23 protein-coding genes and 5 pseudogenes are annotated in these 23552 nt (G+C 54.2%); 13 read left to right on the top strand and 15 right to left on the bottom strand.

Annotated elements, in window-relative coordinates; genetic code table 11:
- Positions 1-13: 13 nt before the first annotated feature.
- The 4 genes from EAO80_RS19885 to EAO80_RS15925 form a co-directional block, all read right to left on the bottom strand.
- The gene (locus EAO80_RS19885) at positions 14-163 is read right to left on the bottom strand and encodes a DUF7512 family protein (protein WP_162994044.1); all 150 of its coding nucleotides are present in this window, start codon (positions 161-163) and stop codon (positions 14-16) included.
- Positions 164-255: 92 nt separating this feature from the next.
- Positions 256-726 carry a YeeE/YedE family protein gene (locus EAO80_RS15935; RefSeq protein ID WP_122090850.1) on the bottom strand — a complete coding sequence of 157 codons (471 nt, stop codon included), beginning with the start codon at positions 724-726 and terminating at the stop codon, positions 256-258.
- Positions 723-1217: a YeeE/YedE family protein gene (locus tag EAO80_RS15930; protein ID WP_122090849.1), complete on the bottom strand. Its 495-nt coding sequence runs from the start codon at positions 1215-1217 to the stop codon at positions 723-725. The genes EAO80_RS15935 and EAO80_RS15930 overlap by 4 nt, the downstream gene beginning before the upstream one ends.
- Before the next feature lies 1 nt (position 1218).
- Entirely contained in the window at positions 1219-2394 is a 1176-nt protein-coding gene (locus EAO80_RS15925) for an MBL fold metallo-hydrolase (protein WP_122090848.1), read from the bottom strand.
- Positions 2395-2600: 206 nt separating this feature from the next.
- Here EAO80_RS15925 and EAO80_RS15920 point away from each other — a divergent pair, with 206 nt between their 5' ends.
- From EAO80_RS15920 to EAO80_RS15900, 5 genes are all read left to right on the top strand, one after another.
- Entirely contained in the window at positions 2601-2843 is a 243-nt protein-coding gene (locus EAO80_RS15920; protein WP_122090847.1) for a sulfurtransferase TusA family protein, read from the top strand.
- A 4-nt stretch (positions 2844-2847) separates the two neighbouring features.
- Positions 2848-3432: a DsrE/DsrF/DrsH-like family protein gene (locus EAO80_RS15915; RefSeq protein ID WP_122090846.1), complete on the top strand. Its 585-nt coding sequence runs from the start codon at positions 2848-2850 to the stop codon at positions 3430-3432.
- Between the two features lie 85 nt (positions 3433-3517).
- Positions 3518-3913 carry a DUF302 domain-containing protein gene (locus EAO80_RS15910; RefSeq protein ID WP_122090845.1) on the top strand — a complete coding sequence of 132 codons (396 nt, stop codon included), beginning with the start codon at positions 3518-3520 and terminating at the stop codon, positions 3911-3913.
- A 129-nt stretch (positions 3914-4042) separates the two neighbouring features.
- Positions 4043-4849 (top strand): helix-turn-helix domain-containing protein, encoded by an 807-nt coding sequence (locus EAO80_RS15905; protein WP_122090844.1) that lies wholly within the window; start codon positions 4043-4045, stop codon positions 4847-4849.
- Positions 4850-5199: 350 nt separating this feature from the next.
- Complete coding sequence (locus EAO80_RS15900; protein ID WP_122090986.1) at positions 5200-6081, top strand: DMT family transporter; 882 nt, start codon at positions 5200-5202, stop codon at positions 6079-6081.
- A gap of 85 nt (positions 6082-6166) precedes the next feature.
- Here the strand turns inward: EAO80_RS15900 and EAO80_RS15895 are convergent, their stop codons facing one another.
- The 3 genes and pseudogenes from EAO80_RS15895 to EAO80_RS15885 all read right to left on the bottom strand — a co-directional run bounded on the left by EAO80_RS15895 (position 6167) and on the right by EAO80_RS15885 (position 8154).
- Positions 6167-7060, bottom strand: coding sequence for a bile acid:sodium symporter family protein (locus EAO80_RS15895; RefSeq protein WP_122090843.1), 894 nt, complete (start codon positions 7058-7060; stop codon positions 6167-6169).
- 247 nt (positions 7061-7307) lie between these two features.
- Positions 7308-7641, bottom strand: a pseudogene (locus EAO80_RS15890) (sulfurtransferase); the annotation flags it as partial.
- A gap of 240 nt (positions 7642-7881) precedes the next feature.
- Positions 7882-8154 carry a hypothetical protein gene (locus EAO80_RS15885; protein ID WP_122090842.1) on the bottom strand — a complete coding sequence of 91 codons (273 nt, stop codon included), beginning with the start codon at positions 8152-8154 and terminating at the stop codon, positions 7882-7884.
- A gap of 604 nt (positions 8155-8758) precedes the next feature.
- Between EAO80_RS15885 and EAO80_RS15875 the strand changes: the two genes are divergently transcribed.
- Entirely contained in the window at positions 8759-9682 is a 924-nt protein-coding gene (locus EAO80_RS15875; protein WP_122090840.1) for a sulfite exporter TauE/SafE family protein, read from the top strand.
- A 682-nt stretch (positions 9683-10364) separates the two neighbouring features.
- Here the strand turns inward: EAO80_RS15875 and EAO80_RS15870 are convergent.
- On the bottom strand, positions 10365-10562 hold the full coding sequence (locus tag EAO80_RS15870; RefSeq protein WP_122090839.1) for a heavy-metal-associated domain-containing protein: 198 nt from the start codon (positions 10560-10562) through the stop codon (positions 10365-10367).
- Between the two features lie 130 nt (positions 10563-10692).
- Here EAO80_RS15870 and EAO80_RS15865 point away from each other — a divergent pair, with 130 nt between their 5' ends.
- The 4 genes from EAO80_RS15865 to EAO80_RS15850 all read left to right on the top strand — a co-directional run bounded on the left by EAO80_RS15865 (position 10693) and on the right by EAO80_RS15850 (position 15311).
- Positions 10693-11292, top strand: coding sequence for an AsnC family transcriptional regulator (locus tag EAO80_RS15865; RefSeq protein ID WP_122090838.1), 600 nt, complete (start codon positions 10693-10695; stop codon positions 11290-11292).
- A 108-nt stretch (positions 11293-11400) separates the two neighbouring features.
- Positions 11401-14004, top strand: coding sequence for a heavy metal translocating P-type ATPase (locus EAO80_RS15860; RefSeq protein ID WP_122090837.1), 2604 nt, complete (start codon positions 11401-11403; stop codon positions 14002-14004).
- 119 nt (positions 14005-14123) lie between these two features.
- The gene (locus tag EAO80_RS15855) at positions 14124-14723 is read left to right on the top strand and encodes an Lrp/AsnC family transcriptional regulator (RefSeq protein WP_122090836.1); all 600 of its coding nucleotides are present in this window, start codon (positions 14124-14126) and stop codon (positions 14721-14723) included.
- A 249-nt stretch (positions 14724-14972) separates the two neighbouring features.
- Positions 14973-15311 (top strand): four-helix bundle copper-binding protein, encoded by a 339-nt coding sequence (locus tag EAO80_RS15850; RefSeq protein ID WP_122090985.1) that lies wholly within the window; start codon positions 14973-14975, stop codon positions 15309-15311.
- 99 nt (positions 15312-15410) lie between these two features.
- Here the strand turns inward: EAO80_RS15850 and EAO80_RS20840 are convergent.
- The 6 genes and pseudogenes from EAO80_RS20840 to treF all read right to left on the bottom strand — a co-directional run.
- Positions 15411-16013 (bottom strand): annotated as a pseudogene (locus EAO80_RS20840) (multicopper oxidase domain-containing protein); the annotation flags it as partial.
- 207 nt (positions 16014-16220) lie between these two features.
- Positions 16221-16606: pseudogene (locus tag EAO80_RS15840) on the bottom strand (DUF302 domain-containing protein).
- A gap of 88 nt (positions 16607-16694) precedes the next feature.
- The gene (locus tag EAO80_RS15835; RefSeq protein ID WP_122090834.1) at positions 16695-17717 is read right to left on the bottom strand and encodes a potassium channel family protein; all 1023 of its coding nucleotides are present in this window, start codon (positions 17715-17717) and stop codon (positions 16695-16697) included.
- Positions 17718-17869: 152 nt separating this feature from the next.
- The gene (locus tag EAO80_RS15830) at positions 17870-18625 is read right to left on the bottom strand and encodes a DUF4396 domain-containing protein (protein WP_122090833.1); all 756 of its coding nucleotides are present in this window, start codon (positions 18623-18625) and stop codon (positions 17870-17872) included.
- Positions 18626-18649: 24 nt separating this feature from the next.
- Positions 18650-19003, bottom strand: coding sequence for a four-helix bundle copper-binding protein (locus tag EAO80_RS15825; protein WP_122090832.1), 354 nt, complete (start codon positions 19001-19003; stop codon positions 18650-18652).
- 1269 nt (positions 19004-20272) lie between these two features.
- Positions 20273-21772, bottom strand: coding sequence for an alpha,alpha-trehalase TreF (gene treF / locus EAO80_RS15820; protein WP_122090984.1), 1500 nt, complete (start codon positions 21770-21772; stop codon positions 20273-20275).
- 504 nt (positions 21773-22276) lie between these two features.
- Between treF and EAO80_RS15815 the strand changes: the two genes are divergently transcribed.
- Both EAO80_RS15815 and EAO80_RS20835 read left to right on the top strand, forming a co-directional pair.
- Positions 22277-22606, top strand: coding sequence for a DUF5789 family protein (locus EAO80_RS15815; RefSeq protein ID WP_122090831.1), 330 nt, complete (start codon positions 22277-22279; stop codon positions 22604-22606).
- A 43-nt stretch (positions 22607-22649) separates the two neighbouring features.
- Positions 22650-22826 (top strand): annotated as a pseudogene (locus EAO80_RS20835) (hypothetical protein); the annotation flags it as partial.
- A gap of 49 nt (positions 22827-22875) precedes the next feature.
- Here EAO80_RS20835 and EAO80_RS21035 read toward each other — a convergent pair.
- Positions 22876-23013 carry a DUF7563 family protein gene (locus EAO80_RS21035; protein WP_449404323.1) on the bottom strand — a complete coding sequence of 46 codons (138 nt, stop codon included), beginning with the start codon at positions 23011-23013 and terminating at the stop codon, positions 22876-22878.
- 283 nt (positions 23014-23296) lie between these two features.
- Between EAO80_RS21035 and EAO80_RS15800 the strand changes: the two are divergent.
- Positions 23297-23458: pseudogene (locus EAO80_RS15800) on the top strand (AbrB/MazE/SpoVT family DNA-binding domain-containing protein); the annotation flags it as partial.
- Positions 23459-23552: the final 94 nt, after the last annotated feature.

Raw genomic sequence — 23552 nt, 5'->3', positions numbered from 1 at the left:
AACACGTCCACGACTACTCACCTCCGAGCAGTTCAAAGACGGCTGGGCTCGCGAGACGAGTGATGGCGCCATACCCAACGTACAACGTGATCGCCTCCACGAGAACGAGTCCGACGATCGTCACTGCCTGAGCGGTGCTCCCCAGTATATCGAGACCGATCATCTCACACCTCCAGTAGTAGTGATGAGTCGGTCCATATCAGTGCAATATCGCTGGCGGGAGAGTAATGACGAATTTTGTTGGAACATGATTGATCAGTCCGAGGGTGTTTCTGTGACGGTCTCTGCAGGGGTTGATCGAAGTGCTCGCAAGTAGCCCTGGGCATATGCGCCAAGGAACATCCCGGCGATAGCCCACAGGATCGGGTAGTTACCAATCCCGACGCTCGCATAGGCTGCCCCGGGACAAATCCCCGAGAGGCCCCAACCAAGGCCGAAGATTGATCCACCGATCACGACATTGCGATCGAACGATTTCAACCGTCGCTTGTAGGTATCACCAGTCAGCGGCGCGACGCGATCGCTCCGCGTGGCGACCGCGAAGGTAATCCCGGTCACGACGGCCGCCCCACCCATCACGAACAAGAGGCCGAAATCCTCGAATTGGAGGAAGTCCAGCACGATCTCTGGCTTGGCCATGCCGCTGATGGCGAGACCAAACCCGAAGATCAACCCACCGAGATAGATAATCGCGAGGAACAACGAGCTTCGTTCGGTTTTGCTCATGGTGCCACCCCCACTGCTTGGACCAGCTGTGCAGTCCCGATCGCGAACACGAGGAACGTCGCAACGTTCACCAGCGACGTGTTTGAAAGCGAGCCAACACCACAGACGCCGTGGCCAGACGTGCAGCCCTTTCCGAGGCGCGTTCCGATACCAACGAGGATACCACCGCCGAACAGTCGCCACCACTGGACGTCGGTCGTCCAAAGCCCACTGCCTGAGACCAGTACATAGACAGCCGCGCCGCTGACAATACCTGCAGTAAAGACGAGCCGCCAGCCCCGCGAGGTGACGTATTTGAAGCGATTGAACCGTTCAACCGAGGAGACATACGACAGGGTCGATTCGAGGAACGTGCTTGCGCCGGCGATAATCCCTGTCGAGAGGTAGATAACAGACGCTCCCAGACCGACGAGGAGCCCGCCGACGAGGTACGGGAGGGTCCCTCTCGGGAAGAGCTCACCGAGCGCAAGCAGAGAGACGAGCGCGCTCATTTCAGTTCGTCAGCGCCTCTTCGCTGGCCGCACAGTTGTTCGGCCCGAGTTCGAGCGCGAACGCCTCTTCGTCGTCAGGTGACTCTTGGCCGAGGTTGGCTGCGATGATCTCTTCGTAGTTCGCCGGTTGTGGGGGCATCCCTGAGACGATGAAGTCGACGAACGACTCTTCATCCATTGAGAGCGCGTCCATTCGCTCGATCAGGTCGCCGAGTTCGGCCGTGTAGGTACCATCATCATGAGGCGTCGCCGCGTCGCTGAAGTGGGCGGGCGCAACGACTGTCTCGTCGGGAAGCGTGAGGATCTTTTCGGTGAGGCTCGCGTACAGCGTCCGTGCAGCGTCCTTCGCCTTCTCAGGATCTTCGAGATCCGGTCGGGCAACGCTCTCGGTGAACAGTCCGTCGCCGGTAAACAGCACCCCACCCATCCGGTAGGCGGTCATGCCAGTAGTATGACCAGGGGTGTGGATTACCTCGATTTCGACGTTACCAACTACGAAGGTATCGCCGTCTGTGACGGTTTCGTACAGACGTTCGTACTCCACACCACGTGTTGCAGCGGGTTTGGGTAGCACGGCAGTCGCATCAGTTTGTTCGGCGAGAGTGCGAACGCCGGAGATGTGATCGGCATGGATGTGCGTATCGAGCGTGTAGACGAGTTCGGCCCCGAGCGTACGGATGTCCTGGACGTATTCCTCCGTGAACGCGCGCAGAGGATCGATAACCGCTGCTTCACCGTCGGAAACGACGAGATATGCCAGACATCCACTGGAAGGGCGCTGATACTGGGCGATCGTTGCGTCCATATCGGTATTGAGTTCGGTGTACTCGTAGATCCGCGCCCAGCCATTCATCCCACGTTCGAGATGATTAACATCATATCCTTCCTCTTGGAGATGCTCAGCAACCATTTCACTGGAACCGCCCTTCGCACACAGGACAGTGATCGTCCGATCGGTCGGGAGCTCGTCGAGAAGATCGTTCGGAATTCCGTCTAGCAGCTGGAAGTACGGGTAATTGATGACGTTAACACCCTCTTTGTCAATGCGCCATTCGTCAAAGTCATCGGTCGAACGAACGTCAAGAAGAAATACATCTTCGTCACGATCGATGCGCTCTTTCAATTCCTCGGGAGTGATCGAATCGATATCACCTTTCGGTGAGTCAGTTCCGGTCATAGTCACCCTATGCTACAGTAGTCGCGCCAATAAAGCTTTGCATAGTATTTCTATTCTTGAGCAATACTCTATCTGCTATATTCGATTAATACGCCTTGATAAGCAAGAATATCTGTTATTGTGGGGTTATTGTAGTGTGTAGATTCTGAATTCTAACCGGTATACTTTTATCGATAGCCACGGTATTGGGGAGTGAAGGCAATATCATGAGCGAACACGAAGCCACCCAAACGCTGGACGTGAAAGGACAGAACTGCCCGATGCCGGTCGTCAAGACCAAGCAAACGATCGACGAGCTCGCTACCGGTGAGGTTCTCGAGGTCCTCGCGACGGATCCCGGAAGCATGAGCGACGTCGCTGGCTGGGCGAATACAACCACTGGTGTTGAACTGCTTGGACAGGAAGAGGATGGGGATGTCTTCACCCACTACGTGCGAAAAACCGAGTAAAACAATGAGTACAGAGACAACACCACCATCGACAGTCGACAGTGACGAGATGACTCGCTCGGATCTCGAATCGCGGATCACTGCTCTTGAAGAGCGTCTCACTACCGTGGAAACCGACAAGGCAGACGAGACACCCAAGATGTCGATCATCGCGACCAAGGGGACGTTGGATATGGCGTACCCGCCGCTAATTCTCGCAAGCACCGCGGCTGCATTCGGCTATGAGGTGACGGTCTTTCACACGTTCTGGGGACTCGATATCATTCACGAGGAACGGTCGAAAGACCTCAAATTGAGTTCGGTCGGCAACCCGAATATGCCGGTCCCGAACGCCATCGGTGCGCTTCCCGGGATGGACCGCGTGATCACACGAATGATGGCAAAGCGCATCAAAGACAACGATACCGCGACGATCGAGGAACTCATTGAAACGTCGCTAGAAATGGGCGTCGAGTTCCAAGCCTGCCAAATGACGATCGATCTCATGGAGTATGATGAGGATGACTTCTATGATGGCGTTACTGTCGGTGTTGGAGCCGCAACAGCCATTCAGGATATGGCTGAATCGGATATTCAGCTGCTGATATAGCAGGCTATGAGTTTGGACTTCATCAATAGCCCACTGAGAAGGCAGACACAATACCTAATAGCGCTGGAGTTCAATATTGTATTGTATGTCCTATACTATTGAAAAGCAAGTACAAGGTGATTTCAATGACATCGTTGAACAAACGACGACTGCGCTATCGGACGAAGGATTCGGTGTTCTCTGTGATATCGACGTCCAGCACACGTTCAAGGAGAAGCTAGACGAGGAGTACCGCCAGTATCGTATCTTGGGTGCCTGTAACCCTTCATTGGCCCATCAGGGATTAGAGACAGAACTCCAGCTAGGAACATTACTTCCCTGTAATGTGATCGTCTATGAAACGGAGGCTGGGACCATTGGAGTAAGTGCAGTCGATCCTGAAGTGTTGCTCTCGGTCGTTGATAATCCCGAGCTGGATCAGATCGCTACTGACGTCCGAGAACGCTTTAATCGCGTGTTAGGATCCCTTCCTGAAGCCTGATATGATCATCCCGATCGAACCGTTCACCCACCGAAGTAGTAGTGTAGGGTCGAGTTCTTGTCAAAAAGGGGACCCCTCTGATCATAAGGAGACCATACATTAAGCCCGCGCGGCACCAATCGTCCTTCTATGCGCGAGTACGTCTTTCTCCTCGAATACGATCGTGGTGTCCATCCAGTGCGGGATTTCTTCATCGAACACTCGGAGATCGTGACGACGACCCTCAGCATGTCAATCGCTTCTGACGGCGGCTGGCGAGTCGAGCGTGCAACCGGCCCTGAGCAGGATCTCGATGCGCTCGAAACCGTCTATTTCGACGAGCACTGCAACGATTGCACGTACCCGACCCCCGCCTGCGATACTGTACTCGACTACCAGATCATCGAACGAGAGCCAACCGCTCGAACGATCTATCGGCACGTGACCGATATGAGCTACTGTTCTTCACTGGGCTATCTCGCGTACGAGACCTTTGGCGACGGTCTCGTCTTCGATGCGACCCAGCGCGGCCCGTATTACGAATGGCGTGTACTCATTCCGACCGATCGAGACGTCGATGCCTTCCGCCGAACGCTACAAGAGGACCTCCCAAATGGCGTCACGCTCACTGTCCGGCGGATCGGCACGCCTGAACGTTGGGTAGAAACTCGACAACCACAGTACGGCACAGACCTACCGTACGAACAGCGTCAGGCACTCGAAGCCGCTGTACGGATGGGCTACTACGAGCACCCCCGAGATGCAACGCTGGGCGATCTCGCTGCCGATCTCGATCTCCCCCTGACGACGCTCCGGTATCGGCTACGTCGAGCTGAGGCGTGGGCAGCCACGATCGCCCTCGGTGAGGTTGGAGCCCGCCCTGGCGCTATCACTGCTAACAAGTTTGAGCGATCTGGGAGCATCTCCGCGCCGGTCATGCCACCAGACGAGGACTGACGGTATTGAGTTCGTCAGTGTGCCCACTGATTTCGCGCTGATAGTAGTGACCAATGGTCAGTACCATGTCAATGGCTCCGCGCCAATGAACTCGGTCTCGACCCTCGTTTACAACAATACGAACTCAGTGTTATAGACTATCGTGCCCATAGATCATACATGGTATCGCTATTGAACCTGTGGCGAATCTCTCCGCACCAGTATACACTGAAATGGGGTCGCCGACTAAACTTCTGGGCTGTCAGAGTTGACCGAGAGTCTAGCAGCCACCCTGCCTTGTCAGAGGAATATAGGTGCGCTTAACTCTCCGATCACATCAACAGAATGCCGGCCTATTCGGGGTGTACTGCGTGGTTGGGGCACTCGTGTTTGTTGGCTCGAAGATGGGCCTGCCATATGCTCCGCCACTCGTCCTCGCTGCCCTCCGCCTCGATGTCGCGGGCTTGCTATTGGTCCCGATCGTCGCCTTCCAGTACGAGTATTGGCTTCCTCAAACCCGCCGCGATCTCATCGGAGTGGCCCTAACTGGCGTCTTCACTCTGGGGTTGACGAACACGCTACTGTTGACCGGCCAACAGCACGTCAGTAGTGCAGTTGGGGCGATCGCCTATAGTCTCATGCCAATGCTGATGACGGCCTTTGCTGTGCTGATCCTCCCAGCGGCGGCCCTCGATCGATCCGACGCTGTTGGGATCGGTCTCGGATTTATTGGGGCAATCATCGTTGCCAATCCGAACCCAACGGACCTCCTGACAGCGCGGGTTCTGGGAGTCGGTATTATGCTCGCAAGCGTTGTGGTCTTCGCGCTGGGCAGCGTGGTGACCCAGCGCCTCGATCCATCGATGCCCCGAATCACGCTGACCGCTTGGGGAGCACTGTTAGCCGGTCTGTTCAACCATGCGGTGGCTCTCCGATTCGGCGCGTCGCTGACCGCTGTCGATTGGACGATCCAGATGGTCTATGCGTTGTTCGTCTTGGGAGTCCTCGCGACGGCAATCCTCTATACGGTGCATTTCGAGCTTATCGACCGGATCGGTCCGTCACGAGCGAGTCTGACGTTTTATATCCAACCGATTGTCGCTGCGCTATTGGGCTGGCTACTGTTCAGACAACGGGTTACTGCCAGTGTCTTTGTCGGATTTCTTGTGATCGTCTCAGGATTTGTACTCATTGAATACCGGCTACTGTTCCGACTCTGGCGGAACTTCGTCGGCGTCGGCACCCGTGAGTGACGCCTACGAGCACCCAGAAGGGAGGAGCCGAGTACCGAGAAAGCCAACCGGATAGTTAAGATCCCCTAGTTCGAAAAAATACTTTTCATGAAACAGTTGCATCTGCAATTGCTGCACCGGATAGTTGCTGAATAATATAGTAGACGATAATAGACAATACCACCAGTGAGTCGTCGAATGCGAGTGCAATGAGGAGTGCGATGCCGATATTTTTCAAACTACTCGCAAAGAAGAGGGGGAACGTTTGATGGCGAGAAATATTGAAGCTCCGTTCGAAGAGAATAGAGAGACACAGCCCAAGGCCAACTAAAAGTATTGAAACACCACCGATCCTAAGAAGGTGCCAGCCCGCGATAGCTGTCACATCGATGCTTGCGACGCTTGTATAGATAAGCAGTAAGATGGCGAGTGTTGACCCGCGATCAAGTGTTCGAGTGGAAAACAGAGTAGCTGGAATACAGAGCGCGAATAGTGCACCACCTCCCACGATAATCAATAAATCGAAAAGAAGGGTGCCAATAGGAACTGCGATCTGTGATCCAAGAAGCTGCGTAAGCACGATCGGTGTTGCAACAGGGGCAACTGTGAGCGAAACGAGTGAGATAGTCGTCGCTAGCTGAACATCACCGCGAGCTAACCGCGTCCACACGATCGCGCTTCCAGCTGTCGTCGGAACTGACAGCGCGATCGCAAACCCAACGATAGCACTATCAGCTAGCATGAATTCGACGAGATGGATCCCACCGACCGGTAACAGGACATAAGAGATACCCAGCGAGAGTGCAACAAGAATAGCATAGGACGAAAAATCAATTTCTCCAGGCTGGAGTCCTTGGAGAGAGGTAAACACCAAAAAAATCACGAGTGGAGTGATCAATGGCGCTGTGTAGGATTCGAAAGAAGGAGCAACAATGCCTACACAGACAGCCCCTAGAATGAAAAGCACATTCTGGTATCGCTCGATTGCAGGCCGTTTCATGTGCTCGGTATCACTAAGTTGGCACCACTATACTTTCTCTCTTTGCCGGTGCACTGTGCTCTACTATATCCTTTTGGGAGTGATCGATCCGCTACGAAATGGCTCCTATCTACTATGTACTACTCATGTAGTTGTTGGATCAGAAGAGCGACAGAACACTGCTGTTGTGTCTTTATTCCCAATTTTTCTCTACAGCTTGAGATCTTCTCAGTAATCAAAATTTACGACGTGAACTCCTAAAACGACGTCATCTACCCTTCGTTGTGCGGGTCGCTGGATCATCAGTTTCAACCTCGACAGGCGACCGGATGAGATTGCCCCACTCGGTCCACGTGCCCTCGTAGTTACGAACGTCCTCGAAGCCCAGCAGTTCGTGGAGCGTAAACCACGTGATCGACGAGCGTTCACCGATACGACAGTATGTGATGACGCCATTATTGGCGGTGATATCGTAGTCCCCCGTACATTTCTTCGAGCTCGTCACGACTCTTGAACTGACCGTCATCATAGAGATTCTCGCTCCACGTGATGTTTTCTGCATCGGGGACGTGACCAGCACGCTGGGCAGTTTCCGGACTTCCTGTGCTCATGCATCCCTGATTAATCGACGACTGTACTCAGTGGTGCGTTTGTTCAGAAATAACTTCATACAGCTAAAATACATCATCCCATCTGAAGCGGGAGAGATAATGTACTACTGTTGGTAGCGTTCAACCATTCCTCCTCTCTCGCTTTCTTTGGCAGCGAGAAATTAATAGAACAGTTACTGCGCGAGGTAGCTTGGTCAGACTACTACTGATCTCTTCATTTGATGAGCGCGATCACACTGGATCATCCGGTTCGTGTTTCTCTTTCATTCGCTCGACTTCAGTGGCATATCGTTCCTGGGTTTCCGGTTCATCAACGGAGGCGAGATTGTCAGGAGCAACATCCCTGGCAGCGGTTACCGTGTCCAAGGCTTGTGAGGCGACCTCTTTCTGAAAAACTCGCTCTCCACTTGATGTTGCGTATTTGAGGATAATCAGATCTCGATTGTTGTAGCCGCGTTCAACGAGCCATACCTGTACCTTGTCCTCGGTCGGTTCTGATACCATGGATCACCAAACGAACTCTGTGGATTTACCGTTTGAGGGAAACTGGGGTCGACATAGGTCCCTCGCGAAACGTTGGTAGCGGCCCATTTGGACGATCCGGTGCCGATTGAATTCGATGAGATCCTCTCTCAAGCATGGGTTAGATAGAGCGTGGAATCGACGTGTTCAGTGGAATTGCTGATCGAGTTGTCCCTTGTGCAACGATCCGTTGATCAATGGAGACTGTTGCACAAGGTACGCTCGACTGGTGTATGCTAGTAGATGGATTCGGTGAGTACACTACTGGATATCCTCCGGAAGGAGTATGCTGTGCTGGCCAACGATCATAAGAGCGTGTCGCCAGTCTCCAACTCTCGAAGTATCGTAGCAGAGACTCGGTTAATAGCGGTACTATTCGCCGACTTCCAGTACAGCAGCCAAGCGGTTGTTCCGGAGTATACCGCTCTATACCAAGCTTCTGCTAGCCTTTACCAGATTTGAGATCGGACCGTCTATGGCACAATTCTCACCGGCTACCGGGGAGACATATGTGCAACGGTCGTTGTAACGTCTGTTGAGGCAGCGGTTGGTTGTCGTTACTGATCCGCTCTTCGATTCAGAAACGATGGGAACGAGCAAACCTCACATAGACATCGATCAGTTCATTGCGAATCTGCTGGATTTCCGCTACCGAGAGGTATTGATGACGGGTGCGACGCTCGCCGTTATCACAGCATCACTCGTATTCTTTCCCGGTATAGAGAACATTACACAGGGAATTCAATCGGACGTCTCAGTCGGACTCCTCGTCCTGTTTGTCGGCGTTGCGATCCTCGCCGGGACGGTCATGGGTATGCTTGGGTTCGGGTTTTCGTTGATCGTAACACCCGTCTTCGCGAGCGTCATTGACCCGACGCTCACAGTTGTCGTTCTCGCGGTCCCGCCACTGATGGTAAACGTGTTCCAAATGGGTGAAACGGGGACCGGTGTCGAGTTCGCCCGCGAAGAGTGGCCATTACTGAGCCTCGCTATTGTTGGCACTATCATTGGTGTAGCCTTTCTCTCGTGGTTTAGCACCGGCCCAATTGTCCCATTTCTTATCGGGCTCATTGTCCTCGGCTACGTGCTATTTCAAGTGATTCAGAACTTCGTCGTTATTGAGGAAGCCCACCATCCTGTCGCACTCGGTGGTATTGGACTCATCGAGGGGTTCTTACTCGCCGCCGCGAATCTCGGTCCGGTTCTCCCGGCGTATTTCCATACGTTCGAACGCGATGCGGAACGGTACATTGGCGGACTGTCGATGACGCTAGGGACGATTTTCGCCACTCGTCTCGTGGTAATGACGTTCTTTACCGACCTGATGACGCCGTATCGGCTTTGGCTCGGGTCGACTATCGCCGTCATCACGATCGTCGGCTTGTTGCTTGGCACTTACTTGCGGCGTCTCGAGATCGACGAGCAAAAATTCACGTGGTTCGTCATCGCGCTTCTGTTCATTATCTCGCTCAACATCTTCCGGAATACGATCCCGGCACTATTCTTCTAATTCGTATAGTAAGCCACCACGGCCGTTAGCCACTGGAACCAATAGGAATCGTAGTCCACGAAACTATCCCCGGGTCCGGAACCAGCCAGTTACCCTCTCGTTGTTCGCGGTCACAGATCGCCTTGTAACAGTAGCGAAACGCTCCGTTTCGGTTGATTCTCAATCGCTAGTCAGGAGAGGTAACGGTGGCTACGCCGGCTAGATGATCATCGTGCGGGCCTCTTTCGTGACCGTGTGCAGCGTGGTCGTGTGCGTCATGAACGTGTTCAACTCCTCTAGTATGGCGTGGTTGGTCTCGGTCTGACTATGTCCGGACTCGGCTTCGTAATCGTGATGTGTGTGTGTTCGTCGGTATTTCTGGGTTCCGTGGTGGTCTCGCCCATTCGGTCGTGGTTCGCGTGCTCAGATGAGTGAGATAGCTTCGTGGCGGATGAGAGAACTGTCGCTCGTATCCCTTTATCTGCTTCTAACTGGCAAATACGGTAGCAGTAGAGAAGTCCCTCGGAATGAATTCCCGGCAAAGAGACCCGGAAGTGTTCGTGGTCTGGGTGATTACTTATGGGTTGAGTATTGGAGCCGCTCCGCATTATTTTATATAGGGCCTGATACTGCGTGGTACGATCAGGGAGAAGCGGAGTCGGAGGAGAACGGGGGCGGTCATTCGCGAACGCTCCCGATGCTCTCAGGTGTGGGCGGTGTACCCAGTATCTTCAACGGCTTGGAGGAGTGCTGTAACGTCAGCTTCGCCATTGACCTTCGCCTGTTCGGCCTCACGGTCGGCGGTGGCATCAGTTACGCCAGACACGCCGTGAAGTGCCTCTTCAACTGTCTGTTCACAGTGGCCGCAGGTCATTCCCTCAACGGTGATGGTCGTCGACATACACGAGTACGTACGCACCCCACTCTTATGCGGATTCTCCCTTCGAACAGTGGGCCACAGGCGGCCTAAAATTTGGAAACGAAGCATACCTTGTCGAGATCCTTTAGTCAGTTGCCGCCGTAGGTTCACTATGCGCGACCTTGACGAAACCGACCTCAAAATCCTCCAGCTCCTGATGTCGAACGCTCGTCAGCCGTACAGTAACATTGCGGACGTCGTCGGTCTCTCGGCACCGGCCGTGTCGGACCGGGTCGCGAGACTGCAGGAGATAGGCATCATCAATCGGTTCACGCTGGATGTCGATCACTCGCAACTCCGGAAGGGGATTCCCGTGTTGTTAACGCTAGAAGCCGCCTCGAACGGTCCGGGTGTCGCGTCAATCAAAGATGTCCTTCTTGATGAAGGAGCGGTCGAACACGTGTTCACCACGGCCGAGGCCGATCTGGTTGTCTATGCACGAGTTCCGGACAACGACGTCGCAAGCTGGCTCGGCGACACACTTGAAGACGGAGCAATCACAGATTTCGGAGTGACGCTCTTGGCAGGCGCTGATTGGTCGCCCGACTTGGGCGGGACAGAGTTCGCGCTTACCTGTGCCCAATGCGGGAATACAGTCGACAGCGAAGGGACAGCGACCCGCATCGATGGGAAGTTGTATCAGTTCTGTTGTCCATCGTGTGAATCTCGATTCGGGGAAAAATACGAGCAGCTTCAGCAGGGAGCCGATTGATTCGAGAGAATGTTACCTAGACCGCTTTGAATTCAAAACTTCAGACCCTCTGTTACCGAACACCTGAAAGGGGAAACCGATTGAACGAGGGGCCCGTATGAGTATCTAATGAGTCAGCGCCGAAGCCAAATCGACATCCGGGGGATGAGCTGCGCGAACTGTTCGCAGACCATCGCCGACGCTGTCACATCCTTAGATGGCGTCTCAGACGCGAACATCAATTACGCGACCGACGAGGGGAGCGTCGAGTACGATCCGGACGAGATCTCACTCGCTCGAATCTTCGACGCCATTGAGGAGGCTGGATACACGCCGGTCACGGATTCGGTGACGATCGGCATTACGGACATGTCGTGTGCGAACTGCTCGGAGACGGTGCAGGACGCACTCGAACGTACGCCGAGTGTCGTCGCGGCCAACGTCAACTTCGCAACTGATGAGGCACAGGTCACGTACAACCCATCTGAGGCGACCCTCACGGACTTCTACAATGCCATTGAGGAGGCAGGCTACTCGCCCGTCCGCGAGAACGTTGAAACCGATGATGGCTCCGGAGGCGATGCCCGAGAGGCCGCTCGACAAGAAGAGACCCATCGGCAGCTTCAGCTGACATTGTTCGGCGCCGTACTGTCCCTGCCCCTGCTGGTGTTCATGGCCGACCACCTGCTGGAGCTCGGGCTCATTGGAGACGAACTCTTCGGCCTTCCGTCCGGATGGGTCGCGTTCGCGCTGGCGACACCCGTCCAGCTGGTGCTCGGGCGGCCATTCTACAAGAACTCCTACAAGGCGCTCGTGAAGAACGGCCGTGCCAATATGGACGTGCTGATCGCGCTGGGCTCGACCACTGCGTACGTCTACTCCGTGGCGGTCTTGCTCGGGATGATCGCTGGTGGGCTGTACTTCGATACGGCGGCGTTCATCCTCGTGTTCATCACACTCGGCAACTACCTCGAGGCCCGCTCGAAGGGGCAGGCCGGCGAGGCGCTCCGGACGCTGCTGGAGATGGAGGCCGAGACGGCTACTGTCATCAATGAAGAGGGGAACGAGGAAGAAATCCCGCTCGAAGAGGTTGAGGTTAGCGACCGGATGAAGGTCCGCCCTGGTGAACAGATACCAACGGACGGTGTCGTCGTCGATGGTCAGAGCGCAGTCGATGAGTCGATGGTTACTGGCGAGTCCGTCCCCGTTGAGAAAAACGAGGGCGACGAAGTTGTCGGTTCTACGATCAACGAGAACGGTGTTCTCATCGTTGAGGCGACAAAAGTCGGGAAGGACACGGCGCTCCAGCAGATCGTGCAAACGGTGAAGGAAGCACAGTCACGCCAGCCTGACATCCAGAATCTCGCCGACCACATTTCGGCGTACTTCGTGCCTGCGGTCATCCTGAATGCTCTGCTGTGGGGCGTTGTCTGGTACTTGTTCCCCGAAACTCTCGCCAGCTTCGTCGATGTGCTCCCGCTATGGGGTCTCGTCGCAGGTGGCCCGATTGCCGCTGGTGGCGTATCGGTCTTCGAGTTTGCCATCATCGTATTCGCGTCGGCCGTACTGATTGCCTGCCCCTGTGCGCTTGGGTTGGCAACACCTGCAGCAACGATGGTCGGGACGACCCTCGGTGCACAAAACGGTGTCCTGTTCAAGGGCGGCGACGTCCTTGAGCGCGCGAAAGACGTCGACACCGTCGTCTTCGACAAGACAGGGACGCTTACAAAAGGCGAGATGGAGCTGACCGATGTCGTTGTGTTTAGTGACGACGGCCAGCCCGTCGCGGACGGCGGGGATCCCGCTGCTGATGGGGGTCAACTAACTACACGTGAGCGCCTTAGCGAGGACGATGTGCTTCGACTTGCGGCTACCGCTGAGAGCGGGAGCGAACACCCCCTCGCCCGTGCTATCGTAGATGGTGCCACCGATCGCGGTCTCGACGTGACCGACCCCGACGACTTCGAGAACGTCCCGGGACATGGTATTAAAGCGACTGTCGATAGTGCAGAAGTGTTGGTCGGCAATCGGAAACTCCTCAACGACAACGGGATTGACCCTTCGCCCGCCCAAGAGACAATGGAGCGCCTCGAGAACGAAGGGAAGACGGCGATGCTGGTTGCCTACGAGGGTGAACTCGTAGGCGTAGTTGCCGACGCCGACACGGTCAAGGAGAGCGCGAAGGACGCTGTAAGCCAACTGCAGGAACGTGGCGTCGACGTGATGATGATCACCGGTGACAACGAGCGGACCGCCCGCGCGGTCGCCAAGCAGGTCGGTATCAACCCTGAGAACGTTAATGCAGAGGTCCTCCCCGAGGACAAGTCCGACGCCGTTGAGGCTATTCAGGACGAAGGGCGCAAGGCAATGATGGTGGGCGACGGCGTCAACGACGCGCCAGCGCTCGCCGTCGCCTACGTCGGGACTGCCATCGGATCGGGCACGGACGTCGCAATCGAGGCTGCCGACGTCACGTTGATGCGCGATGATCCAGTTGACGTCGTGAAGGCGATCCGCATCTCGGACGCGACACTCGCGAAAATCAAGCAGAACCTCGTGTGGGCACTCGGCTACAACACGGCGATGATCCCATTGGCGTCGCTGGGCCTACTCCAACCGGTGCTGGCGGCCGGTGCGATGGCGTTCTCGAGCGTGTCGGTACTGTCGAACAGCCTGCTGTTCCGGCGGTACACCCCTGATCACGACTATAAGCTGCTCGGCCGCCTCCGCTGAACGTCATCTATTCGACTGATATGCATCGTTCCGCATGATGTATGAGGTGAGGTCCGGGTTTCATCGTTGTCGTATTCAATAGCAGTAGCCAGAAAACGCTCTAGCCCGTTCTTGGACTTATGGTTGAACTAGATTCAATCGATACGGTTATCTTGGAATTGTTACTAGAGGACGCCCGTCGATCGTTTCGCGACATTGCGGAGGAAGTAGAGCTCTCTCCACCAACCGTTTCAAATCGTGTCGACCGATTGCGTGATCTCGGCATCATCCAGCGGTTCACTGTCGAGCTGGATCGAACGAAGTTCGCAAACGAGGACGAGTGTCTCGTTACGATCGATACGCACCCCGATCACGCAAACGACGTCTTCTCTCAGCTACAGGAAATTGACGGCATCGAACACGCCTTCTATACGGTCGATTCGACAGTTGTCGCTAAAGCAGTGCTTCCACCGTCCGACGTCCAAGCGCTATTTGCTGATGTGTTGTCTAGCGAGCAGGTGAGCGACTATCACGTTGTGTCTGTCCTCGAATCGTCGTGGAAACCACAGTTCGGGACTACTGGTCTCAACATCGAATGTTCGATCTGTGGAAATTCGATTTCGGGAGATGGAGAGACAGTTAAAGTTGAGTCAGGGGATCTGTATCACGTCTGTTGCTCGTCATGCGCGAAGGAGATCAGCGCCCAGTACGAGTCCTTCAGACAGGCAGCCGATGAATAGACGCTTTGGCCTGAAATGGATCTTCGTCCCACTATTACAAACTACGGACTGACCGATCTACTATTTCAGGTTGTAAAACAATTGGAAGGGATGATTCGCCACGATATGGGCTGGTTGTTGATTTGTTTACCCTCAAATGACCGATACCGGTCTTCTCGGGGCACTAGATAGACAGGACGAATTGCTCGCTTATCGATTAGATTGTTAACCACAACTCAGGAAAAGGAGTCTCTCGTAGTACTGAACGCGATGGCTCAGATCAACGATCTGCTCGACGATTCGACTCGCGAGTGTATCGATAACTGCCACGAAGCCGTGAAGGTCTGCGCGCACTGCGCCGATGAGTGCACCGGCAAAGGCGAGGAGATGGAGGAGTGTCTCCGTCTCTGTCGCGACGTGGTCACTGTCGCCTCTACGTGCGCTCAGCTCTGTGCGTCGGGCTCGCAGTTCAACAGTGACATCGCTGAAACATGCGCCGACGTGTGTGAAGCCTGCGCTGACGAGTGTGAACAGCACGATCACGACCACTGTCAGGCTTGCGTCGAGCCGCTCCGTCAGTGCGCGGAGTCCTGCCGCTCGATGGCCTAAACCACACAGCGCATCACTCCTCCAACGCCAATTTTCTTAGACGTTTCAAGACAATTATTCGGAGTGAAGGGATTTTTTGGTGTTTGCGAATATAGACACTTACTCAACATATCGCATCACACGGGCCATCCCGGCTTCAAGATGATAGAGATTGTGACAGTGAAATAGCCAGCTCCCGGGATTGTCAGCGACGAAATCGAACGTCACCTCGCCCATATGTCCCGGGACGATAACAGTGTCCTTGATTGCGTCTCCAACTTGGAAGAAGTGTCCGTGGAGGTGCATTGGGTGGAGAACAGGACTATGATTTACCATTCGAACCCGGACGTGTTCACCTTCTCGAATGGAGAATAAGTCGGCATCAGGATACGCTTGGCCATCAATCAACCACGCATCAGACTCGCTACTCGCCGACAGCGTTAGATCGAATGTTCTGTCCGGCTCTCCATCGATACCCTCTAGCGGTGAGATCGCCTGAAGATCGTCGTACGATAGTTGTCGTCCGTTCGATGATGGAATGGTCGGTGACTGTGACTCACTGCTCCCTTCATATGAGAGAACGGCGGTTGCTGGCGATTCATTGCCGTCGAGAGCAGTAGCGCGTAGTTCCCATAATCCGGGATTTTCGGCATTAACGATCGCGTCGTACCGTTCTCCGGATCCAAAGACGAACGAACCGACGGTAACCGGCTCGACTGGCTGCGTCCGCGCTCGGTTGAACGGTACCAGCTGTCGATCGCAACGTGGCGGTCGTATCAGCTGACTCAGAGGGTGGTGAGCGCGGCGACGCGAGTTTGGGATCGCTTTCGGGCGTCATCCCATCGAGTGTCGAACAGCCTGCAAGAGCGCTCACGCCCGCTCCGGTCAGGGCTTGGAGGAACCGTCGACGAGGAGTCGACCACCAGTCACTCACAGTGAGTAGAGGACCCGCTCGAATCGTTCGGAGACATCCTCAGCGATTGGATCAAGGTCGGGGTTATTGGCTATCCCAACGGGTTGATCCGGATCGACTGTACTTACAGTCACTATTCCCCCCGCCGTCTTGTAGACGATGACATTACACGGAAGGAGTGCTCCCAGCTCAATTTCGCTTCGAGTCCTTCGTAGGCGAGTTCAGGATTGCACGCGCCGAGAATGCGATACTGACGAAACTGCCTGTTGAGTTTCTTCGCAAACGTCGCTTGGACATCGATATTACAGAGGACACCGAACCCCTCCTCTGACAGAGCATTTATGGTTTTCTCGACGACTGTATCGAACTCGCCGTCGACCCTCTCTTGTATAGTATATCCTATACTATACATAACAGCCTTGGTAGTAATTACTATTGCGCCGAGAGGCGATTCGGAGGCGATCGATTCGAAGCAATCAGTTCTGTCATAGTTACCCGTTTTCGGCTTCTTCCAGAGGGATTTCGCCGGAGGGCCATTGCCGGGCATCCGAATTGACAAGCCCAAGCAATGTACGCCGACGATTGGTCAGCGTCTCGAGCTCTGTAAGGAATGCCTCGTTGGTAGTCGTCGGAAGGCCGCTTTCACGAAGAGGCCCGAGATCCGGTGGCGGTGGAGCCTCATCTGCAGGCTGTATGAACGCGCCGTGAAGGGTCTCAAGGTAGCTCTGGACGCTCGAACGCGCATTCGTGACAATCACATTGTTCGGTCGGTACTCTTCGGAAATACCGAAGCGAAATATCGTCAACGCTTCGTCGAGGATTGCAATCGCGACCACTGGTGACTGTTCGGCTTGCGGACTGTAGAAGTAATGAAGAACCGGGTAGGCATTGTGGTTCGAGGTCAGGGTGTTTAGTTGGGAGACATACGTATTAAGTGCGAGATCGAATCCGGAGAATCCCGTACCGTCCCACGCCGTGCGAACGAGAGCATTGCTGTGTGTCCCGAGGCCGGTCACACCGCTGGCAAACGAGCGCTTCTGCGTGACCGCATCGAGGACCGACAACGTATACGAGACGCTCAAAGTGACGACAAGCATTCCGCTGCCAGTCGTGAGGACAGAGATGATCTGCCAGATACCCTCCCGTGGCACGAAATCCCCTGTCCCCAGTGTGAACATGGTATAGCCTGCAAAATAGAGCAGGTCGGACCACGAGATCGGGCCTCTGTTCATCGTATCTATGAGGGTGCTCTCACCCCCGGCGAAAACGAGCGTCCAACCGCCCCAGAGGAGGGTAATCCAGACGACAAGAGTGAGTACGAAAATCACCGGTCCAGCGAGTGCGAGGACTCGCGAGTTCTGCCGACAGACCCGCCGAAACACTCGCCACGTCCAGGCCATCAATCGGGACGTGAGCGGACCAGCACCGCCTTCGACCCACAGTGTCGTCCACAGCAAGTCGGACGCGGCGCTCACAAGAAGGACAATTCCAATGGCAAGAAAGAGCCACTTCATCCTGTGTGCCCTCTGGGGCAGTTTACGTATCTCTCTGTCATGCTATTTTCGCTGAGTTGCCTAGCGTTCATCTTTTGATTCGGCGGCAGGGTTCGGGTTTTTCTATCCCTGATCGAGCGATTGTGCAAGTATCTTGTCGGCCTCCAAACTGATTACCGCATCTCCTGAGGATTCATCATCCCTTCTTTCACACCGAACAAGATCAGACCGACGTTAACCGGGTACGCTGCGATGAACCCGATCGATAGCGAGAACGCCATCGCCATCCAGAACAGGATACTTCCTATCCCAGCAGTACCCGCCAACAGCAGATCAGTACCGATAGCCGCGATCTCCATGACCGTGATGCTTGGCGTTTCGCTGAAGACGGCATCCTTCGTGGCCTCCCGGAAACTCTCGCCTTCCTGCATCAGCGGCCCGATATTGAGTCCATAGCCGAACAAGTATGCAAAGCCGAACGTAATCAGGACGACCCAAACGGTGTTGAGCGCGAGAATGCCCTGTGCAAGAGTAATACCGACGATCTCACCCGCACCACAGCCTGAGTAGCAGTGACTTGTCGAGCGGGAACCCCGTCGCCAGAACGAATCACGACTGATCTGCGTCCGTCCGGTGTACCAGTAGATAGCGAGTCCGATCGGCCCGGAATACAGAACGGTAAGCGTCCAAACGAACTTCATCATCGAGGGCAACGGTTGGTTATGTTCCCGGAGATCCCACCAAAGAACAGCCGATGACGCGATCACAAGTAGTACCCAGACCCCTGCGACTACTGGATTCGAGAGGATCGGTTCGAGAATGGTTCTAATCGGTGCAAACGCTTGTTCGAGCCGAGCTCCGAGCTCGATGAGCCACTGTGGGAGTATCGATTCTTGTAGGAGTGCTACGGCTATCAGTTGGAAAAACATGGAATGGAATACTGTGAAGCGGAGTTAGTCCATCGCTTCGATCATCTCACGGCACGCGTCAGCGCACTCGGGCAGGACCTCTGCACAGAGCTGGCAGTGGTCGTGGTCGTGCTGTTCGCACTCCTCAGCACACGCTTCGCAGGCCTCGGCACACAGTTCGGCAGTCTGCGTGTGGAACGTCGAGCCACGTGCACACATCCGTGCACACTGGGTCGCGAGGTCGGCGACGTCTCGACAGAGGCGGAGACACTCAGCCATGTCTTCACCATGGCCCGCACATTCGTCGGCACACCATTCGCATGCTTGTGCGGCCTCGAAGCAACTGTCGATACACTGTTCCATTTCGTCGTTGAGGTGGTCGATTTCTGAGAGTGCCATCGCGTCTATACAATCAACCTACTCCCTTTCATCACTTGCTCCTTCAATACTGTCGAGAGCATAGGGTCGAAACTTAGGAATATTAAATCGCTGGTATGAGCGGTTGTATCCTCGATATAGACTGCTAATGGATGAAATCCTATATGCTCCATATGTTATTGATTATGAATCAATAGTAAATATTGTGTATAATGCTAGAGTCTAGAGACAGGTCTGAATCTACTTAGGATATCGGTGATTGGATACTATTTCCATTAGTAATCACAAGGTTCCACTACATTTTGGGACAATAAATACTAGTTAAAATACTGAATCTATGCGTGGCAAACGAGAATTTGCTTGTTCACCTTCTTTTCTTCGTTTACTCTGAGACCGACCTACAATTGAGGGACTGACTAGTAGGCGAATAGATCGTCTGCCGAGAGTGTGTCAGAGACCGGAATTTGTGCAACACAGCTTATCAAGAAGGACTCGGTGTTGCACAAAGCAGTGTCCGATTGATTATACCGTGGTGTAATATGCGTTCGAAGCCACAGTTGACGGATCTGTTTCACTTCCCTCTACTACTAGTAAACAAAGGGAGGGCTACTTGAAGTTATAAGTAGGAGAGAGAGGTTGTAGGAGGGAGTTATTGTCAGCTATGTGGTTTCCCGCGTTGCTGGTTAGCCATGAGAGTACGATCGAAAACGTGCTCCTGTAATAAAGGCCTGCGTGGGACAGCATCTCTATTGAATAGAGATGGGGATAATACTGTGTGTGTTATCGTCTATCATCCCTCGACGATAGCACACATGAGGTGTCTGGAATCCTCAGTGTTGGGTGAGTCCACCTGCTGCGCTTGTCATGGGCATTGTGGACTCACCTTTCCCACACGAAACGAGAGCGCCACCGCTCTGCATGCGCCGATATAAATCTCGCTCTGGAGATCGACGAGGGCAATCCTACCAGGTACACTTCTGAATATCATGAATACAGTCGCCCGGCTAGAAGTCGATACGATCTGCGAGCGGGTTTATTCGGGGATCGAGGCCGCAAAACGGAGTGGGAGCATACTGGTCAACCACCGTTCAGCTTCAACGGGGCCGACGGCTACCTGATGCCGAACGAGAATTACGATATGGCCATCGAAACCCTAGAGCGAATCGAGATGGCGAGAGTTGCGCGTACCCCCACCACTTGGAACTACAACTGAAATCTTACCTCTAGAGCGCTCTTGACAAGTGTTCTCCCCCTACTCCACAGTGATTATCACCACAGTAGTACGGGATCCTAGTAGAACAGTGCCGGTAACGCGAGCGCAACGCCATTAGTCCACCCAAATCCATACTGCACCGGGTACTCGCCTCCACTGCCTGTACCAGAGCCACCCGTCACGTCGTATTTCTCAAGCATGAGACCGTTGCGGTCGAACACCTCTCGGTTGAGATCAAGCCATCGGCCGGCGATTATCTCCGCAAGTCTCCTGTGACCATACTGATGGAGGCCGACAGCTGCCATCCAGTGAAGCGGTGCCCAGCCGTTCGGCGCGTCCCACTGCTCACCTGATTCCGTTAGCGTCGTCACTAGTCCACCGGAATGGAGAAAGCGTTCTTCAAGGTGAGCTGCGACCTCAGCCGCCTGCTCTTCCGTGGCCATTCTACAGAAAAGGGGGACGACCGCTGCAAGTGACCATGTCTCGGTCAGGCATCCCTTGGACCAGCAGTAATCGAAATAAAAGCCCGCTTCATCATCCCAGCAGTGTTCATTGACCGCTCGCCGCCGCCTTTCTGCGGTTCGAGCGTACCGTTCGGCACGCTCTTGGTTTCCGAATGTCCGCTCCCACCGCGAGAGCTTGTTCTCCATCGCGTAACACAACGCGTTCAGATCGACCGGAAGTAGTTTTGTCGTCTGGATTGTTGCTAAATCGTCTTGGTTCGCAAGCCACCGGCTGCTGAAGTCCCAACCTGACTCGCAGGCTGCTCGGATGTCTCGGTAAAGCTGTCGCTTCTCTCTTCCGGATGTCTCCGCGAGGTTGACATCCTCCCGGTAAGATTCTTCACGTGGGGCGGCACGGTCATCCCAGTGTCGGTTAAGTACGCCTTGCTCGGTATGAACGACGCGACGGGACGCCGGATCGGTGACGGTCACGTCTTCCGAGCCGTCCATCCAGAACTCGTACTCGCGTCGTAGTTCCGGGAGATACGATCGGACTGCTTCAATTCCGCGTTCACTCTCGAGGATGTCGAGGAGGTGGCAGAACATCGGCGGGTGTGATCGGCTTACATAATAGAGACGGTTTCCGTTCGGGACACAGCCATACTGATCAATAAGTGCCGCACAATTCTCAGCGAGGTCGGCAATGAGGTTGATCCGCCCTGTGACAGCTAATCCGATGGCGGCGAAGTACGTATCCCAGTAGTAGGATTCTCGGAATCGTCCACCGGCGATCACGTACTGGCGTGGGACAGATAGCCGCGTACTCCATTCGTGTTCCTCACTGGGATTCCTGATGAGATGCTTCCAGAGCTCGTCGATGTACCATTCCATCGAAACCGTTGAGGGATCGGCTGCGGTGACGGGATCTTCTGGGAGCGTGAACGACTCGGAGACAAACTCTCTCGTATCGAAGTCAGGCTCTGTGTGCTCTCGCTCAAATCGCTCTCTGACCTCGGCCAGCTCATGGTCAGGAACGGCGTCGACGAACGTTTTCGAGTCACTGAACGTCCCCGATTGTTGGACGGTCTCAAAGAGGTCGCCAGCGAGCTGTGGATAAGAGGAGAGTGAGGGCACATCACTGATATAGAACGGCACTGGTTTGATTCTGGCGGGATCTATTGAGGTCCCTGACTATCCGGCAAAGGGTTAAGAGTCAGACACTAAACCCACCCTGTACCTTGGCGACAAAGTATGACTTCGCCGGTGTTGAAGTTCCGGTTATCACATGACAGATTACTGTTCATTCGGAGATTATAATCGAGATGGTCGTCCACTCCAGGTACAATATTTCCTATTATACACGGTATTTGTGGTAGTATCTTTGAGTACTTAACAGCGGTGAAGACACGTGAATCCCCCGCTGAGCGCGGGGGTAATGACCAGTCGTACATGGCCCGAATCAGCGAATCCGATATGAGCTACGATAATCGGTCGCTAATCCAGATTGGGATACAGCATACTCTATTATTATAGTTTGGGTAGGATGTAATGGAATTACCCCTTGTAGGACCTTCCTCTCATTTAGGTATAGAATGCCAAACGTTTTCCGTGCTTACATGAACAATAATGTAGAATACAGTGACCCAACCAGAACCGACGGATCGAACACGAGAACAAGGAATCGAGTTTGGAGCCCTTGCAGAGGAACTTACCACAGTTGAGTACCCAGCGGACTGTACGGAGCTGATCGACACGTATGGCGATGAGAGCCTGCAGCTTCCAAATGGTTCTCAGTCGTTTCGAAACGTGCTCGAGCCACTTGAGGGCGAACGGTTTGATTCATCCGAGGACGTTCGACAGGCCGTTATCGGGTTAGTGAATAAGAAGGCGATCGGCCGCGAAGGCTATAGTGACCGAACACCGCCAGCACCCGGAGAAGAGCATGATCGAGACCCCGAGTCATTCTGAGTAGCTACGGTGAACGTAGCGATCACGTGGCTCAGATGCAGAAACACGACTCTCTGAACTGCGCCATCAGCATGAGGAGCTTGTGCCGTCAAACGGTCATAGTTATGCAGACGACAGCTGTTTAGAAGTCTCCATGACCCAGAGCAAGCTAAAACGATCGGATCGTTTGTTTCTTGTCTCAGAGGAGCTACTGGCGGGAGTGCTACCATCATTCAATTGAATCACCTCTCGAACGTTCGATCGCATAAATAGCAATAGCCCCTGTCAGTTCAGTGGCCAGTTGCTTTCTCGTTCTTGATCGCCGTCGCGCTCAGACAGCTGGGATAGCCAGAGAGTATTCCACCGTTATCGGCGAATATGCGGTGGAAACCGGCGGTTACGTGCTGGCCACACTCATGATGCCACAGCTGAAAGAGTTCATCGTGTTCCCAGAGTCGGTTAAAACGAACGTCAGCGTGAAACGTTCGAATATACTTCGACTGCAGAACAGTGCGATCGATCGACTCCTATACCTTTCACTGCTGTCCGTTCGTACCAATTACTCGGATAAGCTTCGAAGAAGTAATTGAGTGCAGCATATCGCCATTTCACGAGCTGGTTCTATTTCTGTTTTCTCTAGCAGGTTGCCTCTCTCACGGAGTAGTGTGCTGGCACACTAGACTTTTCAAGCACTGTCTCGTATCGATCGACATGAGTAGTGACCGAATCGACGCCGAAAGTAAGGTATCGGGGAATCAGGCGAATATCCCTGCCCGTATTCGACGCAAGCTTGGGATTGACGATGGCGACCAGCTTCGCTGGCACCTTGAGGATGACGGAAGTATCCGCGTTGAGGTCATTCAACAACAGACGGCTCTGGTGAATCACTAGACGGCGTCGGATTCGTCCGTTAGTTCAAAGGAATTGAAGCGGAAGATTGCCGATGATCCATGTCGAAAATCTCCCG

The sequence above is a fragment of the Halalkalicoccus subterraneus genome (genome assembly GCF_003697815.1).
In the GTDB taxonomy this organism is placed as follows: Archaea; Halobacteriota; Halobacteria; order Halobacteriales; family Halalkalicoccaceae; genus Halalkalicoccus; species Halalkalicoccus subterraneus.
Note: the sequence above shows the minus strand (reverse complement) of the source record. Positions and strands in the feature narration are given on the sequence as shown.